Consider the following 17,694-nt stretch of genomic DNA (forward strand, 5'->3'; position numbering starts at 1 on the left):
CCGAGTCAGCTTTTTAAATTTAACCTTCATAATCTTCTGGTTTTACTTCTTCTCCATTTTTACCGTGATAACGTAATCCCCAGCCAGTTAGAGCTGCGATTAACATAACAATCAATAAGCCCCAACCTTGGAAGACAAACGGGAATACTTCTGTAGGATTCACCCCTGGGATACCATACTCATCAATGACGCCATTTACAGTCGTGTATGCGAGTAGCACACCACCACTCCAAGGGAAGATATACCCTAAAGCCGAGCTAACGGTATCTAAGAAATTCGCACGACGATAAGGGTGTAAGTTTGAGTTTTTACCAATTTTACTTACAAATGGTGCCGCTGCAATCTCGGCAGCTGTGTTAATCGTGATAAATGAGTTAAGGAATGCCACAATAGCAAAAATGGATAACTCAGCACGTCTAACAACACCATTAATCATGTTAATAAAGAAGCTCATAATTTTCTCCATAGTACCCGCAATTTCGAGTAAGTAGGAGGCTGATAAAATAAACAAAATCAAGATGGCCATTTCGAAGTATCCACTTAGACCACCCATTAAGGCACCTTCAATAACGGCGCCGTCCTCCCCTTCATAGATATGAATGATTTCTGTAAAGTTAATTCCAACGACGAAGAATAAAACAATTGCCGAAATGATTCCCCACGTTAAGGAAGTTAAAAGATGATGTCCTCCTAGCGCGAGCACCAGAACGAGCACAAACGGTATCAGAAATATTAAACCATTCGCTGATACTTCGTTTTCTAATTGGCTTAAAGCAACATCTCCGCCAGCTGAAGATGAAGCACCACCGAATATTACAAATAATATTAATGCTGGAATTGCCGCAGCAATTGAATATTTAAAACGGGAACGTACAACTCCTGGAACATCTGCTTCCTGAGTCGTAGCTGAAACGATTGTCGTATCTGATACTGGCGCTAAGTTATCTCCAAATACCGCACCAGATAAAATCGCGGCAAGTAGTATCGTTGGATCTGCCCCTAATATAACACCTGCAGGATACATTAAAATACCAAATGCAGAGACTGTACCATAACCTGTACCAACTGCACTTGAGAACATGGATGCTAGGATGAACGTCATTCCAACAAATAGTCCACCTTCAAACCCGGTTAGAAAACCTAACCAAATCAGACCATCAACTAAACCACCCGCTTGTAAAAGGGTTGCAAACATTCCTGCCCAGAACCAAGCGATGATCGCCACAACCCCAATTGGTTGCGCCATACCATCAAATAAAGCTTGTGCATAATCTTTCCACTTCGACTTCGTTAATAATAGACCTAAAACTAGTCCGATTACCATTCCTAAAATCAAAGCAGATTCACTAACTAGCTGATTGACACTTAGGACAACCGCCCAAACTATAAAAAATACTAATGGCACAATCGCCATAACTGGACCACCGCGAAACTCAAGCTTTTCGACTTTTTTCGACGCTGTGGCTTCATCTAGTTCTTCGTTATTATTCCCCATAACATGTCCTCCTCTCGAATTTAATAAATATTATACAAGAAGTTCACAAAATATACAAAATTATTAGATAAAATTATATTTCAACAAAACTTCTTAATAAGCGACATGCTCTGACTTCAATTTATGATCGACAAACAACCAAATTTCAACTAATAAACTGATTAAAACAACATACGCCCAAAATGATAACATCCAATGTTCAAACTGGGTAAGCCAAGTTGGCAAGTTATAATTAGAATTAACAGTGAGAGCTAGCGAGAACGCAAAGAACATGCCAAATGTAAAGTTTCTAGACCATTGAGACGTATGATAAACCCAGATCCCTCTTTTGAATCCATGAGTCTTCACTCGTTTATATGCTCGAAGAACCTCAAGTCCTCCTACAGCCACTAATAACCCCAATACGAAAAACCAAAAATAGTGCATTACATTAGTTGCAAACAAATTAGAGGTTAAGGCTGCTAATCCATTTATAGATAGCGCACCATGAATAATACAGTTCGTATTCTTCCAATCATCAATTAACGTCAACTCTGTTGAAACAAATCGTTTTATTAGTAGATACACACCTAATATATAGAATACTAAGCCTAATATCCCTAATGCTTCAGTTATCTCAATCGGTATAAGACTATATAAATTGTTTAGTAGAATGACAATCGATTGAGTACCTACGGTTGATAATAGTATAATTCAATGAATTTGTTTAGAAGGCCATTTGACTAATTTACTGAAACTCTTAATCATCGTTATGAGAAAAATTCCCCAAAGGATTATATTAATCGTCGACATGACTTGTAAAAAAGGCAGCGTTTCTGGAAAACTTAAGCAAAACATTACAGAGAACTGAATCCCCCGCAATCCAAGTTCCAATGGCAAAAGAATGAATCGGGTCATTCAAAAAAGGTTTCAAAAAATCCTTTTGGAAAAATTGAAATGTTAATCGACTATAAATTAAAATCCATGCTATAAATAATCAAAAGGCCAAGAATTCTCCTAAGTATCTATCAATAAGCGGAAAGGCTTGCACTCCTCCATATAAGAAAATACCAGTTGCCATAATAATAGAAGCAGCAGCTGGATCAATTCTTTTGCTCATCATGATGTTTCACCTCTTCTTCCGCCTATTATTTTAGCAAGTATTTTTTTAGGTTACCAATTCAGAAAAAAACCTGGCATTTACCAGGTCATTGTCCCATCGATTCAACCTCTAATTCAGCCGGGACTTCAATTAGGATATGTTGTTTGTAGATCTCTCTTATTTCATCATCATCAATAACATCAAATAATGATTTATCTTTAATTTGTCTAACAGGGAACTCTTCGGTAGCAGCCCTTAAGGTAATCTCCGTTTGTACATCCTCAACTACGAATTCATTATTAATAATGTTTAGCTTAAACGGTTTAATTTGTTCCTGTATTTGATTATCTACGTTTCTCATGTATTGAGTCACCCGAATATTTTCCAATCCCTCAACCTGATTTACATTAACTTCATACATGAAAGGGTTATAATTAACACTTAACGGGCCGCTTGGTTTATTCATTTCCCACTCTTTAACAATATGAATTGATTCATCCTCTAAGTTTTGACCCTGTTTGGCTTCTTGGAAATGTTCATTCAACTCTCTATATTCACTTGATTCAGCATTAATCAAAGGAGTTTGTTGATTGACAATTACGAAATATAATACCGACATAACGGTCAAGGCACCCACATAGACAAAGAGAATCTGATTACGACGAGATATAAAGAAGCTCCCTTTAGAACTTGATCCTTTTATTGGCTTCGTCTTTTTTGAAGATAATTTTACAAAAAGCAATATAGTAAAAACAGCTAAAATCAAAACTATAAATTGTGATAAAATATCGCCAATCATGACCTCACCTCCGATTGACGTGCAATGGCGTAAGCTAATCCAAATGCTAAAAAGCTAGAAACTAATACTTTACCAATGAACCAGACGATGCTAGATTCAGACCCATAAAATGAGATAATTTGACCTACACGCTCGTCACCTAAGAAAACCAATGCTACACCTGTTGTAATCACAACAACCTTTACAACTTTGGATAGTCTGACGATACTGCCAATGGCATACCCTATTGAACTGAGCAACGTTAAATATAGAAAAACCATGCCTAAGACTAAAAGTAATTCACTTGTAGAATAACTACTTAATAATAAAAATTGATCCGGTCCTTTATACCAAAAGATAATTAGTTTTATAGCAAAACCTGCCATCACTAGAGTAACCATTCCTACTAGATTAATCAGGATTAAAAACACAATATTAGCCAAATGCCTCGACACCTGGTTCGTTACAAATATCTGATCAGCTAAGCGATTCTCTTTTCGATCAATTGATAGTCCAGTAAAGAAAGCCCATATAAAGGTGAAGAATAGGATGACATCACCTGTTGAATATGTGATGTGAAGTTGTAAAAGTCCAAAACTAGACGTACCACTCGCAGCTCCTAGCAATGTAAAGAGAATAGAGATAATCTGCACAACAATCAACGACTGAAAAGCACTTTTATAACTCATCCATTTATATTTAGACTGTTTAATCACAGTCGATTTTAAGCTAGGACTGTTTAAAGACATCATCTATGCCTCCCTTTGTTTCATTCGTTAAATACATCGACAGCTCTGCTGGTTCGACTGATGTTTGGGTTACACCCAATTGTTTAAGACAATCCTGTTCAGAACCTGATAATTCCTTCACAACAACGTAAGCGTGATTGGAGCTAATGAAACGACGGTGAATGATACGACTTTCGTTAACAACCTTCTCAATCTTTTCATAATCTCCTGATAGAGCTATTGCGTAAGTTTTAAAATCTTCCATAGGTTCGTGAACGATACAAGTTCCATCTTTAATGATCATGATGTCTTCTAGAATACTTTCAAGTTCGTTTAGTAGATGACTAGATATAATAATTGTACGGGGATGATTCATGTAATCTTTTAATAACGCCCGGTAAAAATCTTGTCGCACAGAATAATCCATGCCCGTTGTTGGTTCATCGAAAATAGTCAAAGGTGTACGTGCCGCTAACCCTAAAATGGCATTAAATGTACTTGCTTTCCCTTTTGATAAATTGTCGTGAAACACACCGGTTTGAAACCCAAAATATCGTATTAAGCGATTGGCAAACTCTGAATCCCAATTGTCATAAAACATTTCAGCAGAAGATAAAATTTCATACAATTTCATTTCAGGTGAGAATACTAAATCATCATCCACAAAAATCGTATTCGCAGAAACCTTTAAATTATCGATTGGATTCTCTTCAAACACTCGAATATTACCGCTAGTTGGCGCCAACATTCCAGCTAGCATTTGAAGGAGTGTCGTCTTCCCAGCACCATTTCGGCCGATTAAACCTGTAATTGAATTTTCTTGAATGGTGACGTTTAAATCTTTCAACACGCTGTTGCTACCAAACTGTTTAGAAACATTCTGACACGTTACAACACTCATGATTGCCCCCGCCTTTCTTGTCTTATTTGCTTAAGCATTTCCATAAGCTCTTCATCTTCTACACTTAAGTAATCTGCTTCTTGAACTAATTCACGGACCATTTGTTTAAGGTTTTCATTTTTGCGTCTTATTAATATGTTTTCTTTCGCTTCGTCTTTGACAAACATACCTAGACCTCGTTTTTTGTATAAAACATCATAATCAACAAGTATATTAAGCCCTTTCGCAGCAGTCGCCGGGTTTATATTAAACATATCGGCTAACTGGTATTGCGAATACATTTTCTCCCCAGTTGATATATGATCGTTTAAAATCTCTGTCTCTAGCCACTCTGCTATTTGTACATAGATTGGCTTGATACTGTCGTGGTTTAAAACCAAATAATCCCCACCTTTGTATGTGGATTAGTGCATTAGTGATGTAATGTACTAATTTAATTATATGTCTTTCTTTTTAAAAGTCAACGCCTTCACACAATTTGTTCAAATATTTTTCAGAAGGCATTCACATTTTGGTACAGGATTTATAAAAATGTGTGTTAAGGTGAAAAATGTAGAAAACTTATTAGGAGATAAGAAGATGAAAAAAGTATTTTTTCTTTTAGTTTTAGGTTTAGGTATAATTCTTACGGCATGTAACGATGATGGCCAATCGCATGAAGATAATAGTGATGATGAACAGGCTGATTCGTTAATACCTGTAGAAGTAAACGTATTAGTTGAGGACGAGGTTCCGTTAGGTGAAGTAACATTAAAAGCTGAAGTTACGCATGACGGAGAACCCGTTACTGATGCAGAAGAAGTGTCAATTGAAGTCTGGGAAAAGGGTCATGAAGGTGAAAGTGAAAAAATTGATGCCACTCATGTAGAGGACGGCATTTATGAAATCTCTTATCAATTTGATCAACCAGGCACTTATGAAATGTACGCTCATGTAACAGCGAAGTCACAACATGTTATGCCTAAACATGAGTTTCAAATCATTGAAGAATAATAACTGAAATATAGAATTTTGAATTACCTCCCCCTTAAAAAGTAGAAAGGCTATCCCGCAATCGGGATAGCCTTTTATGCTTCAACAGCTTCTTTTACTTGTTCAAGTTGCTCGACGTTTAATACTTTTTGCAAGTTAACCAAAATTAACAACCGATCTTGTTGTTTTGAAACACCTTGTATGTATTCCTCTTTTACGCCACCAACCATTTGAGGTGGTTGTTCAATTGTCTCTTCATCAAGGTCCACCACTTCTTTTGCTTCATCAACCATTAACCCGATTCTTAAACCTTCTACGTGGACAATTAAAATACGCGCTTCAGACTCTGTATCTGTTTGTCCAATATTAAGTAACGAACGCAAATCAATAACAGTTGTGACCTCGCCTCTTAGTTCCGTAATACCTTTTACGTATTCAGGCGCCTGAGGTACCTTCGTAAAATCAGTCACCTTTTCAATTGCTTGTACTTGATGAATCGGTACACCGAAATACTCATCTCTCATTCGAAATACAACGTATTTTTCCATAGCAGCACCGCCTTTTGTATAGTTCAAAAGATTTATTTCCACTTGTCTTATTAAAAATCGTACCTTAACGTATGGGGCACGTCAATACACGTTAGACATGCTACAATAAAGTTAACTAAATTTTGGAGGGTCAATCTTGAAGATATACGTTGACGCAGATGCGTGTCCAGTCAAGGACATTATTATAGAAGAATCCGAAAAAAGAGGCCTACCAGTTGTTCTGATAAAAAGTTATGCTCATTTTTCCAATCAACCAGAACCAAGCCATGTTGAAACAATCTATGTTGATTCTGAAAATGAAGCAGCAGACTATAAAATGATGCAACTCGTTCAATCCAACGATGTTGTCATAACCCAAGATTACGGCCTAGCTTCTTTACTTCTCGCTAAACAATGCACCATTTTACACCATAAAGGATTTCGTTATACACCTCAAAAAATGGACACACTGCTACACACCCGCTATGCTAGTGCCATGGAACGAAAAAGTGGAAAGCGCACAAAAGGACCGAAGGCTTTAACAGATCACGACCGAGAAAAATTCAGGAAACAGTTTTTAAAAACGATTGCTAATAAAGACTAATAGCCGTATAAATATACCATGTAAACAAACCTAATATGACTATACTCGTTAAGGCCGTGTACATCCGGGTTTGAAAGTTTTTAATATACTTATGTCCAAACTGCCAAGCAATTAAATAAATTGGTACAGTAATCAAAATCGCTAATAGCGTGAGTCCAACTCCTAAGATTGTAACTTGAAACCAACCATCGATATTGTGTCCACTACGATTCACAAACCCTACGACTGCAATCGATATGTATATGGGGTACAAGTTAACCAACGTTACAACAAGAAAATATAAGAGCGTACTAATTCTATTTTTCATTCTTTATCCCCACCTCACCCACATTTTTTTCAACAAAAGCGTTTCCATACTACCACTTTAGTGCAATAAAATACAATTAATTCCAAACCAACAAAACTAATGACATAGATGTTTTGTATGATGCCACTCAAAAATAACATTCCCTTATAACTATCTTACTATTTACTTCCAATTTTGAAAAATGTTAATATTTCAAACAATTCACAAAAAAGCACCTATTGATTATTAACCTCAAGACCTACCAATAAAACCTAGTTTAGTAAGTAGCGCTACTTTACTATATAAAAAATTAATTGGAGGCTAAATATGAAAAAAATTCTACTAGCATTAACCGTATTATTTCTACTATTAATTCCAATGAATCCAAGTTTTGCTGATCAAACCGAAGCACAAGAAAAAGATGAGTATTTAGTTCAATTTGATGGACCTGCAGAAAAAGGTCTTTTAAAAGCCTTTGGTGTTGAAGAACAAGATGTCGTTCATGAATTTAATTCCTTACCAGTTGTTACACTAGAATTGACGAAAAAGCAGGCTAAAGGGTTACAAAATCACCCTCAAATTAAATACGTAGAAGAAAACGCTGAAGCTCAGGCCTTCTCTCAAGACACACCGTGGGGTATCCCTCACGTGCAAGGAACTGAAGCACAAGATAATGGACATACAGGTGAAGGTGTTAAAGTAGCCGTTTTAGACTCAGGTATTGATGCCTCACATGAAGATTTAAACGTCGCAGATGGCTATTCTTCTGTGGATGACTCTCCTTTTACAGATGAAAACGGTCATGGAACTCACGTAGCTGGCACTGTTGCAGCACAAGACAATGACGTTGGTGTTGTTGGCGTAGCTCCAGATGCTTCATTATATGCAGTCAAAGTATTAGACGAAGATGGTAGCGGCTCTTACTCAGGCATTGCTGAAGGCATTGAATGGGCAGTTGAAAACGATGCGGATGTTATTAACATGAGTCTAGGTGGCTCTACAGATTCATCCGTGTTAGAAGAATTTGTTGATCTTGCTTATGAAGAAGGCGTATTAGTGGTAGCTGCTGCGGGTAATGATGGTAATCGTGGAGGTAATAATGATACTGTAGGTTACCCAGCTAAATATGACTCCGCAGTTGCAGTTGCTGCAGTTGACCAAAATAATAACCGCGCCACCTTCTCTAGCACAGGATCTGCAGTTGAATTATCTGCTCCTGGCGTCAGTGTATTAAGCACGGTTCCTGGAAATGATTATGACTCATATGATGGTACATCCATGGCATCACCACATGTTGCGGGTGTTGCAGCACAAGTGTGGGCAGAAAAACCAGATTTATCGAACGTCGAATTGCGTAACCTTCTACAAGATACAGCACAGAATCTTGGAGATGCTAATAAGTATGGCCACGGTTTAGTGCAATCTTATGAAGCTATCAATCAATAAAACATAAATTAAGCTGTCCTCTGTCTAAAGGGCAGCTTTTTTTGTTTTTAGACTAGTACTCAAAAGTAAAAAGACTGAACTCTATCAACTTGAGTTCAGTCTTTTTTATTTATGACATATTTTGCGGTCCCTGATTTTGTTGTTGCTGCTGTTGAGCTTGTTGTTGTCCCATTTGCGCCTGCTGTGCCTGATTTTGTTGCATCGTCTGTTGTTGACCTGCTTGCTGGCCTTGTTGTTGAGCTTGTTGGTTATGGGCTGGGAATGATATGTTTGATAAGGCTTGACCCGCTTCGTTTTGGAATATGTTTTGGGTGGCTAGATCACCTAATGATAGCATGCCCGCTAATTGGCCATTTTCAGTAACTGGCAGGCGACGGATTTGTTTTTCAGCCATTAATTGAGCAGCTTGATGAACATCCATACTCGCATCAGCTGTCGTCAACTCACCGCTCATACATTCACCAACAGTGCAATTTCCGTCTTTACCCATTGCTGTTGCACGAGTGGTGATGTCACGGTCTGTTATGATACCTCGAATTTGACCATTTTCTACGACTGGAACTGCTCCAATATCATTTTGGACCATCATCTCAGCAGCTTCCTTTAATGATTGTTGCGGGTTTACCGAGACAACATTTGTACTCATTAAGTTTTTAATTGCATTTTCCATGAAAAACATCTCTCCTTTTACGATTTAGATTTTGGCAAAAGGAGTGATTTTATACATACTCAATTTAAAGTATAATGAACATCAACAGGAGTTGATCAAGAATGACTATTAAAGGGAAAATCATAGATGAAGAAACGAGATGCGAGCATTACCATAGTGCTCAAGATGTGATCGCCATTAAATTTAGATGCTGTGGTGAATATTATCCTTGCTATCAATGTCATCAAGAAACAGCCGATCACACAGCAGAAACTTGGCAACCTGAATTATTTCATGAAAAAGCTATACTATGCGGTGTTTGTAAACATGAGTTAACCATTCATGAATACTTAAACTCATCAAACGAGTGCCCTGTATGCCAAGCATCATTTAATCCAGGTTGCAAGTTACATCACCATTTATACTTTAGCGTTTAACCTTTTATATCCCTTCTTCGGTAAAAAACTAAACCTATCATCATAAGAACTACCGCAATAATTGTTAGTGAAAATAAAATCCAAAACTGAAAATCATCAACCGGAATAGCAGGAATATGTTCAAATGGTGATAAATTTTTTACAGTATCAGAAAATTGTAAAACACCACCAAAATAAATCACGACAAACACAAAACCTAAATAGGCGTACGTCACGCCATTCAGACGCCCGAGTCCAATAAATACAGCCGCAACCCCTACCATTAACCAAACAGCAGGTAAGTAAACCATAACCGCATTCATTAATTCCATAAAGCTAGCTGTCTCTTCATCCATTGTCTGAGCCCCAGCTAAAGCCAATCCAACCGCACTTGACCCTAACATAATTAAACTAACTAATAGGGACGTAATCAAATAACTACCTAAAAACTTAATGCGTGACATAGCAGTTGCTAGGACTTGCTCTGTCCGATTCCGCTTTTCTTCTTTTTTCAATTTATTGAGTGACATAATGACCGGAATTGTACTTAAAACAGCCATAATCGAGCTCACCATCGTCACGAATTGAAGTGACATTGGAATCCCATCTTGAATAGCCATGACTTCTTTCATCATTTCAATTTCAGCAAAATACGTATCAGTATCACCTAGCACTGAACCGTAAGTTGCTCCAAAAACAAACAGTACGACTGCCCATGAGATAATAGATGTTTTCTGCAAACGGATCGTCAAGCCTAGTTGATTTTTCGTAAAAGCTGATGCATGTCGCTTCCCGCCTCTAGTCGGTAAAAAACCAGCTCCTAGATCACGAATGGAATTTAAATAAAACGCGAAAAACAAAATGACAAGGGACACTACAAGCGTTAACCCAATCGTCCACCAATAGTTGTTAACGTAAACTTCGCTCGCCAATACCCATCCAAAAGGGGATAACCAAGATAAGGTCTCATTTGATACATCCCCAACGGCTCGAATTAAGTATGATACGCCAACGATTAAAAAGGAAAGCCCAATCGCTCCCCGCGATGTCTCGGACAGTTGAGCACAGAGAGCAGTTGTTGCAGCGAAAAATATTCCTGTAACTCCCATCGCAATGCCATAAAGCAATGAACCATTTAAATCCATGCTATCGATACCTAATGCAAATAACGAAAAACCAATCAAGATGGCTAATACAAAATAAGTGATAACCATGACGACTATCGTTGCTGCAAGATTGGCTAAACGCCCTGTCGGTAAGGCACGTATTAACTCAACACGTCCTTCCTCCTCTTCACTCCTTGTGTGACGGATAACTAACAGAACACTCATGACTGCGACAAATAACAAAGTAAAAGCCAGCATTTGATGCGCCATCATAGCACCTTCAGTATAATTGTCTAATCCATAGCCCTTTCCAATCAACGCTGTAATAGCAGGATTTTCCATAGTTACAGCAATTTCTTGCCGATCACTATCAGTTGGATATAGGTCCTCAAATGCAACAGCAGTTAATATTGTAACGACCCAAAAACCTAACACCCAGAGGGAAATTCTTAGTCGATCGCGGCGCAAAATCAGTTTTAGGATACTCCCGACTTGATTAAATTGGCCTTTCACGATTGGACACCCCCGACTTCACCCTCATAGTGACGCATAAACAAATCTTCTAATGTTGGTGGGGCACTTTCAATTTTTATTACACCAGATTGACTAATGTGCTTCATCACATCATCTAATCTTTCCGTATCAACCTGAAACTCGTAAGATAACCCGTTAACAACAGCATTATGAATACCTTCCAAATCATCTAAAGCTATCTTCTGCTTTGTCTCAACGTATAGAATAGTACGTGTTAAGTGACGTAACTCTTTTAACGAACCAGACTCGATCATTTCTCCATCTCGAATAATGCCAACTGTGTCACATAATTTCTCTACCTCAGATAAAATATGACTCGAAAGTAAAACACTCTTTCCCTCTTCTTTTAATTCTGTAATCGTCTCCTGGAAAATTCGCTCCATTAATGGATCTAAGCCTGATGTTGGTTCATCTAAAATATATAAGTCTGCATCAGCTGCAAATGCTGACACTAACGCTACCTTCTGCCGGTTACCTTTTGAATAGGTACCGCATTTTTTAGTAGGATCTAACTGGAACCGTTCAATCAGTGCTTCTTTTCGTTTAAGGTCAACCTCAGCTCCGCGCATTTTCGTAAAATAATCGATGATTTCTCCGCCCGTTAAATTCGACCACAAATTCACATCTCCGGGTACGTAAGCAATACGCTTATGAATATCGACCGCATCTTCCCAAACATCTTTTCCGAATATTTGCGCCTCACCTGATGTTGCTTTCAAAATACCTAATAAAATTCTAATTGTCGTTGATTTACCAGCACCATTCGGTCCAATAAATCCATAAACTTCACCTTCGTTAACCTCAAGATCAACACCATTTAATGCCTTCACTTTACCAAAATGCTTCGTTAGCCCTCTCGCCTTTAACACACTCATCACAACATCCCCCTTTAATGATAAAAACTAGTTTTTAAAACATTTAAATACTCCATAAATTCCTTTTGATAAACTTCAAACTCAAAATTCGAAAAATCAGTGCCTTTTAAACGCTCAATTAACTGCTGCTGATAACCATCCAAAGCCCACTGAATGAGTTGCAAAGCTTTTTCAACATCTATATCATCTCTAAACTTTGTGAGATCAATATTTTTATATAAACTCCCAAATCCTTCTGTCTTTAGCTGTTCAATACTATCTGATAGATCGTTGGGCAAATGATCATTTTCCATAACAAATACATAACTCATAAAATTAAAAAAATCTGCGTTCTCCATATAAACCTTCATTTCTATATCCACTGTTTGACGGTAACGTTCAAAAAAGTCTGTCTCGTCTAAGTTAATTTGCTTATTAACATGCTCCTCTATTACACCTAAACTTTGTGTAATTAAATACACATACAACTCATACTTATTTTTAAAGTAATAATAAAGCATACCTTTTCCAACACCAGCACGTTTCACAATGCTATTCGTCGATGCTCGATTATATCCGTTTTCAGCAAACTCTCTAAGTGCTGCTGTAACAATTTTTTGCTTGGATTCTTCTTTTATATTTTCGAAGATCATTTAAGATCACCTTTCTTGACTAGTTCGGTCAACTTTATTTTATACTCATTGACTGAAATGGTCAATAACTTTTTTCAAAAATTTTCTATATATCTATCAAAAGGTGTGCTATCATATATGTGAATAATAAAAGGGGGAGTAGGAGTTTTATGTTTAAAAAAGTCATCTTAAGCGTATTATTACTCGGGTCATTGTTTTTAGTAGCGTGTTCTGAATCTAAAAGTGATAAGGAAGTCACGGTTGATACTTTTAATTCAATGATGGAAGCATCCAGCTATGATGCTACGACAACAATTGATTTCAATTTTGATTTTGAAACTCAGGATCCAATGGAAGAGCAAGTGTTACAAGCAATTAATGACGCAGAATTAAGCGTAGATCAACGTGTTGATCAAGAACAGCAAAAACAAGAAATGGTGATCAATGTCAAAGCAGCTTTTAGCCCATTTACATTTGATCTACAAATTCCAGTGTTACAAGATATGAAAAATTATAAAATGTATCTAGAAACTAATAGTCTAGCAGAAAATTTAGGCATGTTCCTAAACATCCCAGAAGAATACAAAGACAATGTAGTTGAGATTGACCTTTCTGAAGATATGGCTGAACTTGAAGCTAACGAACTAGACTATGAGGCTATTCAAGAAGAAGCTATGACAATATTTAAAGATCATCTAGATGAAAAAAGTGAAGAAGATTTTAGTAGTGATGAAAATCAATACACGGTTACCTTCACCAGTGAAGAGTTTTCTGAGTTAACAGCTGACTTAGTATCAAGTTTAGATGAAACAATGAGTGATGAAGAAATTGACCAAGGTATTGAAGAAATTAATACAGGACTCGAAGAAATTAACTTAGAAACATTTGACGTTAATTTCACAGTTGAAGATGATCAGATTCAATCTATGAGCTTCTCAACTGATATCGAGGTAGAAGAAGCAGGTCAAACATTCAAGATGTCATTCAGTGCAGAGACAGTCTATAACAGCATCAACGAAGGGGTTGAATTCACGATTGACCCTGAAAACAGTGAATCTATTACCATCGAAGAATTAGAAGAAATCATGTTAATGCAAGGTTACTAAGGCTTATTAAGATCCCTATCAAAATGATGGGGGTCTTTTTTTTGGATCAAATATTGAAAAGCAAATCTAGTTCGATTATAATCTAATTAGATTATTATCTAATAAGGGGTTGGACATTATGCAATTAGATCGTTTAGTCAATTTTCATAAAACAGTAGGAGACAAAACACGTCTTCGAATTATTGGTTTACTTAAGGAAGGACCGTTACACGGGCAAGCGATTGCGGGCAAATTAGGACTAACACCCCCGACCATTTCACATCACATTACGAAGCTTAAAGAAATTGATGTGATCGTTCAGCGCCGTGATAAAAATACGATTTACTATCATTTAAATGAACGTAAATTATCACTATTGGCATCCGCCATCACAAAATTAGGAGATGAAGAGATGAACACCGAATTCCAAGTTTCAGACGAAGAAAAACTTAAAGTATTATCGAATTTCTTTGATGACAATGGTCAGTTAAAATCGATCCCTGCCCAACTTAAGAAAAGACTCATTGTATTAGAACATATTATAAAAGGGCTTGAGCCAGGTAAATCATACCCAGAGCCCAAAATTAATGAACATATTAAAAAGTATCACGAAGACTTTGCAACAATTCGTAGGGAATTTATCATGCATCACTTTATGACACGAGATAAAGGCTATTACGAACTGAACCCGCGAGAATTATGGCTGATTTAATCAGCTGTTTTTTTTACAAATCTAATTAGACAATCATCTAATTAATCTTTAGGGAGCATGTTATGAATATTGAATTAACTAAATTTAAAGTAAAGCAAGGGAAATCTGAGCTTGTAGATGAGTGGTTAAATTTTTTGAACAATTATATGGATGAGGTTTTACTAACGCTTGAAGATGAAAAAATGTATGTCGAAAACATTTTTCGAGAATTTGAACACGGACATGAATATTTGTATTGGTACTCCATCCAGGGAGAAGATGGCCAACCAGTTGAAGAATCAGATCACTGGATAGACCACAAACACTTGGAGTACTGGCAGAAGTGTATTGACACTAATTATAGTCCTGTCGATTTGAAATTGGAAGTTACGATGATTCCTGACCGAATCAAAACCCATATGAACGATTAAGGTTTGGAAGTCCCCTTGAAGAACTCAAGGGGACTTTTAAAAGGGTTTAACTTTCCTGTGGATTCACTTTCATTCATTAATTATTCTCTACCTTACAAATAATCCTTGTCCAACATATAGTGTATTTAAATTTTCATCTTGCGGGTTCAGCTCTCGTAATTCCCATAATTTCATACCATGTTTACGAGCAATTCCCCAAGCTGAATCACCTGGTTTAACTTCATATTGATTTCCGCTAACTCTAATTTGTTGACCAACTTTTAACTGTCCTAAGTCTTGAATCTTAGGGTTCAAGATTTTGAGCTGTCTAAGGCTAACCCAGTTATTAATTGCAATCTCCCAAGCCGTATCACCCTTTTTAACCGTATAATACTGCCACGAAGGTCGTTTCGGACTTGGGTCATAACTGTCCTCTTTAGGTGCTGGTTGTGCTTCATCTGTTTGCAATTTACTCGTTGAATAAACAAACATTTGCACCCAGTAACCTTGATAATAACCAACACCAATTCGGTTAAAATCCGGACTCAGAATGTTTCGCCTATGCCCTGAACTGTTCATCCAGTCCTGCACAACTGCGGAGGCTGATGGTTGACCCTTTGCAATGTTTTCTCCAGCAGTACGGTAACTAATTCCGAACTGTTTCATCATATCAAAGGGGGATCCATAAGTAGGTGATGTGTGGGAAAAATAATTATTGTTGTACATGTCTTTTGCCTTTGCTTCTGCAACTTTAGATAATTCTGCACTGTAAGTTAAAGGCTTTCTCCCACGCTCTTGCCTTTCAGCATTTGTTAACTCAGCGACCTTTTGCTCAGGAGATTGTGCCGAAACTTCTGATTGAAAAAACATTGGCACAACTAAAACTAAAATCATCAAACTAGATAATAAACGCATACCTTTCTCTCCTTTCTTTTTTATTGTTAATCAAGTTTTAAAACATAAGCTAGTAATTATAGGAAAAAAATTAATTATTAGGTACAATGTAAATATCTATAATGTTATTGAGCGTTAAAAGAATAAAAAATAGGAGGAGATTCATTATGATGATTTTGACTACAGAACAAGCACCAGGTTATGAGGTTGAGGAGCTTTATGGGTACGTGAAAGGAAGTACCATACAAGCTAAACATGTCGGCCGTGATTTTACTGCTGCTTTTAAGGGATTAGTCGGCGGAGAAATTGGTAGCTATGCGGAAATGATGAATGAAGCAAGAGATTTAGCGATTAACCGCATGGTCCAAGATGCTGAAGCAAAAGGTGCAAACGCTATTACTACCATGCGTTTACACACATCCAGTGTCATGGGTGGAGCAGCAGAAGTTGTAGCCTACGGAACAGCAGTTAAACTAAAGCAGATAAATTCGAATTAAGTTGAAATGGCACATTGGATTTTTGCCCAATGTGCCATTAAATTATTGCATAGAACTTCTAATTTCTTTCATTTTTTGTACCACTAATGGATAAAATTGATTTTTTGCGTTAGAAGTTGAGTTGCCGCCAAAAAACCCTGTCCCAGGACAAGTTTTAATGGCATGCCCTTTACTTTGATCTAACACCTTCTCCCCTGTATTCACATCCCACCAGTGATGATAAGTAATACTATCAATCGAAGGTACTAAACCAAACCTCAACATTAATAATGCCGTTACTGTAATAATCGTCTCCCTTTGCTCAGGCGTCATTTGATTATTTCCCTTATCAAAGTTTCCCACATTCTCAATAGCTAATGCATTTGCTTCGATTTGATGCATGACTGATTCGTTTTGCAAACCAAATGAACCTTCAGGAGGCGTATTAAATGGTCTACCAACAGCTACTGTACCGTCAGGAAAAGTCGTCAATTGTTGACTAATATTGCTCCACCCCATTTCATTGACGTGATAATCTTCCATCCCCCGTAAAAGCGCAAAATGATTCGATCCATTAAATTGTCTGTAAGAGGGTTGGTATGTGTGATGCTGTTGTATAGTTTTAATTTCTCTAGTGAATTTGTGGTTAAACAGCCAATCCCTAAATTCGTCTCTAGACATTAACACATACTGTCCATTCATAGTTAATTTTTGAGGTGGAATTCTGATTTTTTGTCCGACATAAATGGTATTTGAAGTAAGATCATTTACTGATTTTATTGATTGAACGGTTGAATTAAAAGACTGTGAAAGCTCCCACAAGGTATCACCCTTAACCACTTCATACATGATGGGCACTCTTAATTTCTGACCGACTAATAATAAATTAGACTGTAAACCGTTAATTCGTTTAAGGTTTTGGACGGTCGTTTGATAGGTATTTGAAACTTCCCATAGGCTATCACCTGATTTTACTTCATATATATTTCTCGGATTATTTATAGCCTGAGCAGGAGCAATGTTTACAAAAAGAAACAATATCAAGCTAAATATAATGACAGATTGTTTTTTCATTATTAAAGTCCTTTCTTCTTTTTTAAAAAGGTTTCTTTTATGATTAGAAAACAGT

The 17,694-nt window shown here is 37.0% G+C and carries 22 protein-coding genes and 1 pseudogene; 8 read left to right on the plus strand and 15 right to left on the minus strand.

From position 1 onward, the window contains the following. Positions 1-19 precede the first annotated feature (19 nt). From EDC24_RS09170 to EDC24_RS09195, 7 genes are all read right to left on the minus strand, one after another. On the minus strand, positions 20-1,495 hold the full coding sequence (locus tag EDC24_RS09170) for a Na+/H+ antiporter NhaC family protein (protein ID WP_124221868.1): 1,476 nt from the start codon (positions 1,493-1,495) through the stop codon (positions 20-22). Between the two features lie 93 nt (positions 1,496-1,588). Next, entirely contained in the window at positions 1,589-2,062 is a 474-nt protein-coding gene (locus tag EDC24_RS09175; protein WP_124221870.1) for a hypothetical protein, read from the minus strand. A gap of 409 nt (positions 2,063-2,471) precedes the next feature. Beyond that, positions 2,472-2,597: a hypothetical protein gene (locus EDC24_RS15410; protein WP_281274515.1), complete on the minus strand. Its 126-nt coding sequence runs from the start codon at positions 2,595-2,597 to the stop codon at positions 2,472-2,474. Positions 2,598-2,682: 85 nt separating this feature from the next. Further along, positions 2,683-3,375 (minus strand): hypothetical protein, encoded by a 693-nt coding sequence (locus EDC24_RS09180; protein ID WP_124221872.1) that lies wholly within the window; start codon positions 3,373-3,375, stop codon positions 2,683-2,685. Continuing rightward, the gene (locus EDC24_RS09185; protein WP_124221874.1) at positions 3,372-4,103 is read right to left on the minus strand and encodes a hypothetical protein; all 732 of its coding nucleotides are present in this window, start codon (positions 4,101-4,103) and stop codon (positions 3,372-3,374) included. The genes EDC24_RS09180 and EDC24_RS09185 overlap by 4 nt, the downstream gene beginning before the upstream one ends. Next, positions 4,084-4,983 (minus strand): ATP-binding cassette domain-containing protein, encoded by a 900-nt coding sequence (locus EDC24_RS09190; protein ID WP_124221876.1) that lies wholly within the window; start codon positions 4,981-4,983, stop codon positions 4,084-4,086. The genes EDC24_RS09185 and EDC24_RS09190 overlap by 20 nt, the downstream gene beginning before the upstream one ends. Further along, complete coding sequence (locus EDC24_RS09195) at positions 4,980-5,363, minus strand: GntR family transcriptional regulator (RefSeq protein ID WP_124221878.1); 384 nt, start codon at positions 5,361-5,363, stop codon at positions 4,980-4,982. The genes EDC24_RS09190 and EDC24_RS09195 overlap by 4 nt, the downstream gene beginning before the upstream one ends. Positions 5,364-5,562: 199 nt before the next feature. On the opposite strand from EDC24_RS09195, the gene EDC24_RS09200 reads away from it, so the two are divergent. Further along, positions 5,563-5,976 carry a FixH family protein gene (locus EDC24_RS09200; protein WP_170158531.1) on the plus strand — a complete coding sequence of 138 codons (414 nt, stop codon included), beginning with the start codon at positions 5,563-5,565 and terminating at the stop codon, positions 5,974-5,976. Between the two features lie 74 nt (positions 5,977-6,050). Here the strand turns inward: EDC24_RS09200 and EDC24_RS09205 are convergent, their stop codons facing one another. Continuing rightward, entirely contained in the window at positions 6,051-6,530 is a 480-nt protein-coding gene (locus EDC24_RS09205) for a chemotaxis protein CheW (RefSeq protein ID WP_245998083.1), read from the minus strand. 109 nt (positions 6,531-6,639) lie between these two features. Between EDC24_RS09205 and EDC24_RS09210 the strand changes: the two genes are divergently transcribed. After that, entirely contained in the window at positions 6,640-7,086 is a 447-nt protein-coding gene (locus tag EDC24_RS09210) for a YaiI/YqxD family protein (protein WP_124221883.1), read from the plus strand. Here the strand turns inward: EDC24_RS09210 and EDC24_RS09215 are convergent. Next, positions 7,073-7,393, minus strand: coding sequence for a hypothetical protein (locus EDC24_RS09215; protein WP_124221885.1), 321 nt, complete (start codon positions 7,391-7,393; stop codon positions 7,073-7,075). The two genes, EDC24_RS09210 and EDC24_RS09215, sit on opposite strands and share 14 nt — an antisense overlap. Before the next feature lie 306 nt (positions 7,394-7,699). Here EDC24_RS09215 and EDC24_RS09220 point away from each other — a divergent pair, with 306 nt between their 5' ends. After that, positions 7,700-8,818, plus strand: coding sequence for a S8 family peptidase (locus EDC24_RS09220; protein WP_124221886.1), 1,119 nt, complete (start codon positions 7,700-7,702; stop codon positions 8,816-8,818). Between the two features lie 109 nt (positions 8,819-8,927). Here the strand turns inward: EDC24_RS09220 and EDC24_RS09225 are convergent, their stop codons facing one another. Continuing rightward, entirely contained in the window at positions 8,928-9,488 is a 561-nt protein-coding gene (locus EDC24_RS09225; protein ID WP_124221888.1) for a CBS domain-containing protein, read from the minus strand. Positions 9,489-9,589: 101 nt separating this feature from the next. On the opposite strand from EDC24_RS09225, the gene EDC24_RS09230 reads away from it, so the two are divergent. Then, complete coding sequence (locus EDC24_RS09230) at positions 9,590-9,904, plus strand: CHY zinc finger protein (protein WP_124221889.1); 315 nt, start codon at positions 9,590-9,592, stop codon at positions 9,902-9,904. On the opposite strand, the gene EDC24_RS09235 is transcribed toward EDC24_RS09230, so the two are convergent. Genes EDC24_RS09235 through EDC24_RS09245 form a run of 3 tightly spaced genes read right to left on the minus strand, consistent with a single transcriptional unit; the run spans position 9,901 to position 13,030 of the window. Then, positions 9,901-11,502: an ABC transporter permease gene (locus tag EDC24_RS09235; RefSeq protein WP_245998085.1), complete on the minus strand. Its 1,602-nt coding sequence runs from the start codon at positions 11,500-11,502 to the stop codon at positions 9,901-9,903. The genes EDC24_RS09230 and EDC24_RS09235 overlap by 4 nt on opposite strands. Continuing rightward, on the minus strand, positions 11,499-12,398 hold the full coding sequence (locus EDC24_RS09240; protein WP_124221892.1) for an ABC transporter ATP-binding protein: 900 nt from the start codon (positions 12,396-12,398) through the stop codon (positions 11,499-11,501). The genes EDC24_RS09235 and EDC24_RS09240 overlap by 4 nt, the downstream gene beginning before the upstream one ends. A 14-nt stretch (positions 12,399-12,412) precedes the next feature. After that, positions 12,413-13,030: a TetR/AcrR family transcriptional regulator gene (locus EDC24_RS09245; protein WP_124221894.1), complete on the minus strand. Its 618-nt coding sequence runs from the start codon at positions 13,028-13,030 to the stop codon at positions 12,413-12,415. A gap of 149 nt (positions 13,031-13,179) precedes the next feature. Between EDC24_RS09245 and EDC24_RS09250 the strand changes: the two genes are divergently transcribed. The 3 genes from EDC24_RS09250 to EDC24_RS09260 all read left to right on the plus strand — a co-directional run bounded on the left by EDC24_RS09250 (position 13,180) and on the right by EDC24_RS09260 (position 15,216). Next, positions 13,180-14,115, plus strand: coding sequence for a hypothetical protein (locus EDC24_RS09250; protein WP_124221896.1), 936 nt, complete (start codon positions 13,180-13,182; stop codon positions 14,113-14,115). Positions 14,116-14,233: 118 nt separating this feature from the next. After that, positions 14,234-14,806: a DUF2087 domain-containing protein gene (locus EDC24_RS09255; protein ID WP_124221898.1), complete on the plus strand. Its 573-nt coding sequence runs from the start codon at positions 14,234-14,236 to the stop codon at positions 14,804-14,806. Positions 14,807-14,868: 62 nt separating this feature from the next. Next, positions 14,869-15,216, plus strand: a complete 348-nt coding sequence (locus tag EDC24_RS09260) for a DUF6176 family protein (protein ID WP_124221899.1) — start codon at positions 14,869-14,871, stop codon at positions 15,214-15,216. A gap of 462 nt (positions 15,217-15,678) precedes the next feature. Here the strand turns inward: EDC24_RS09260 and EDC24_RS15310 are convergent. Further along, a pseudogene (locus tag EDC24_RS15310) lies at positions 15,679-16,044 on the minus strand (CAP domain-containing protein); the annotation flags it as partial. Positions 16,045-16,256: 212 nt separating this feature from the next. Here EDC24_RS15310 and EDC24_RS09270 point away from each other — a divergent pair. Continuing rightward, positions 16,257-16,586 carry a heavy metal-binding domain-containing protein gene (locus tag EDC24_RS09270; protein WP_124221903.1) on the plus strand — a complete coding sequence of 110 codons (330 nt, stop codon included), beginning with the start codon at positions 16,257-16,259 and terminating at the stop codon, positions 16,584-16,586. Positions 16,587-16,628: 42 nt separating this feature from the next. Here EDC24_RS09270 and EDC24_RS09275 read toward each other — a convergent pair whose 3' ends face one another. Then, positions 16,629-17,639: a LysM peptidoglycan-binding domain-containing protein gene (locus EDC24_RS09275; RefSeq protein WP_124221904.1), complete on the minus strand. Its 1,011-nt coding sequence runs from the start codon at positions 17,637-17,639 to the stop codon at positions 16,629-16,631. Between the last annotated feature and the right edge of the window lie 55 nt (positions 17,640-17,694).

It is taken from the genome of Aquisalibacillus elongatus, assembly GCF_003843875.1.
GTDB classification, from domain to species: domain Bacteria; phylum Bacillota; class Bacilli; order Bacillales; family Alkalibacillaceae; genus Aquisalibacillus; species Aquisalibacillus elongatus.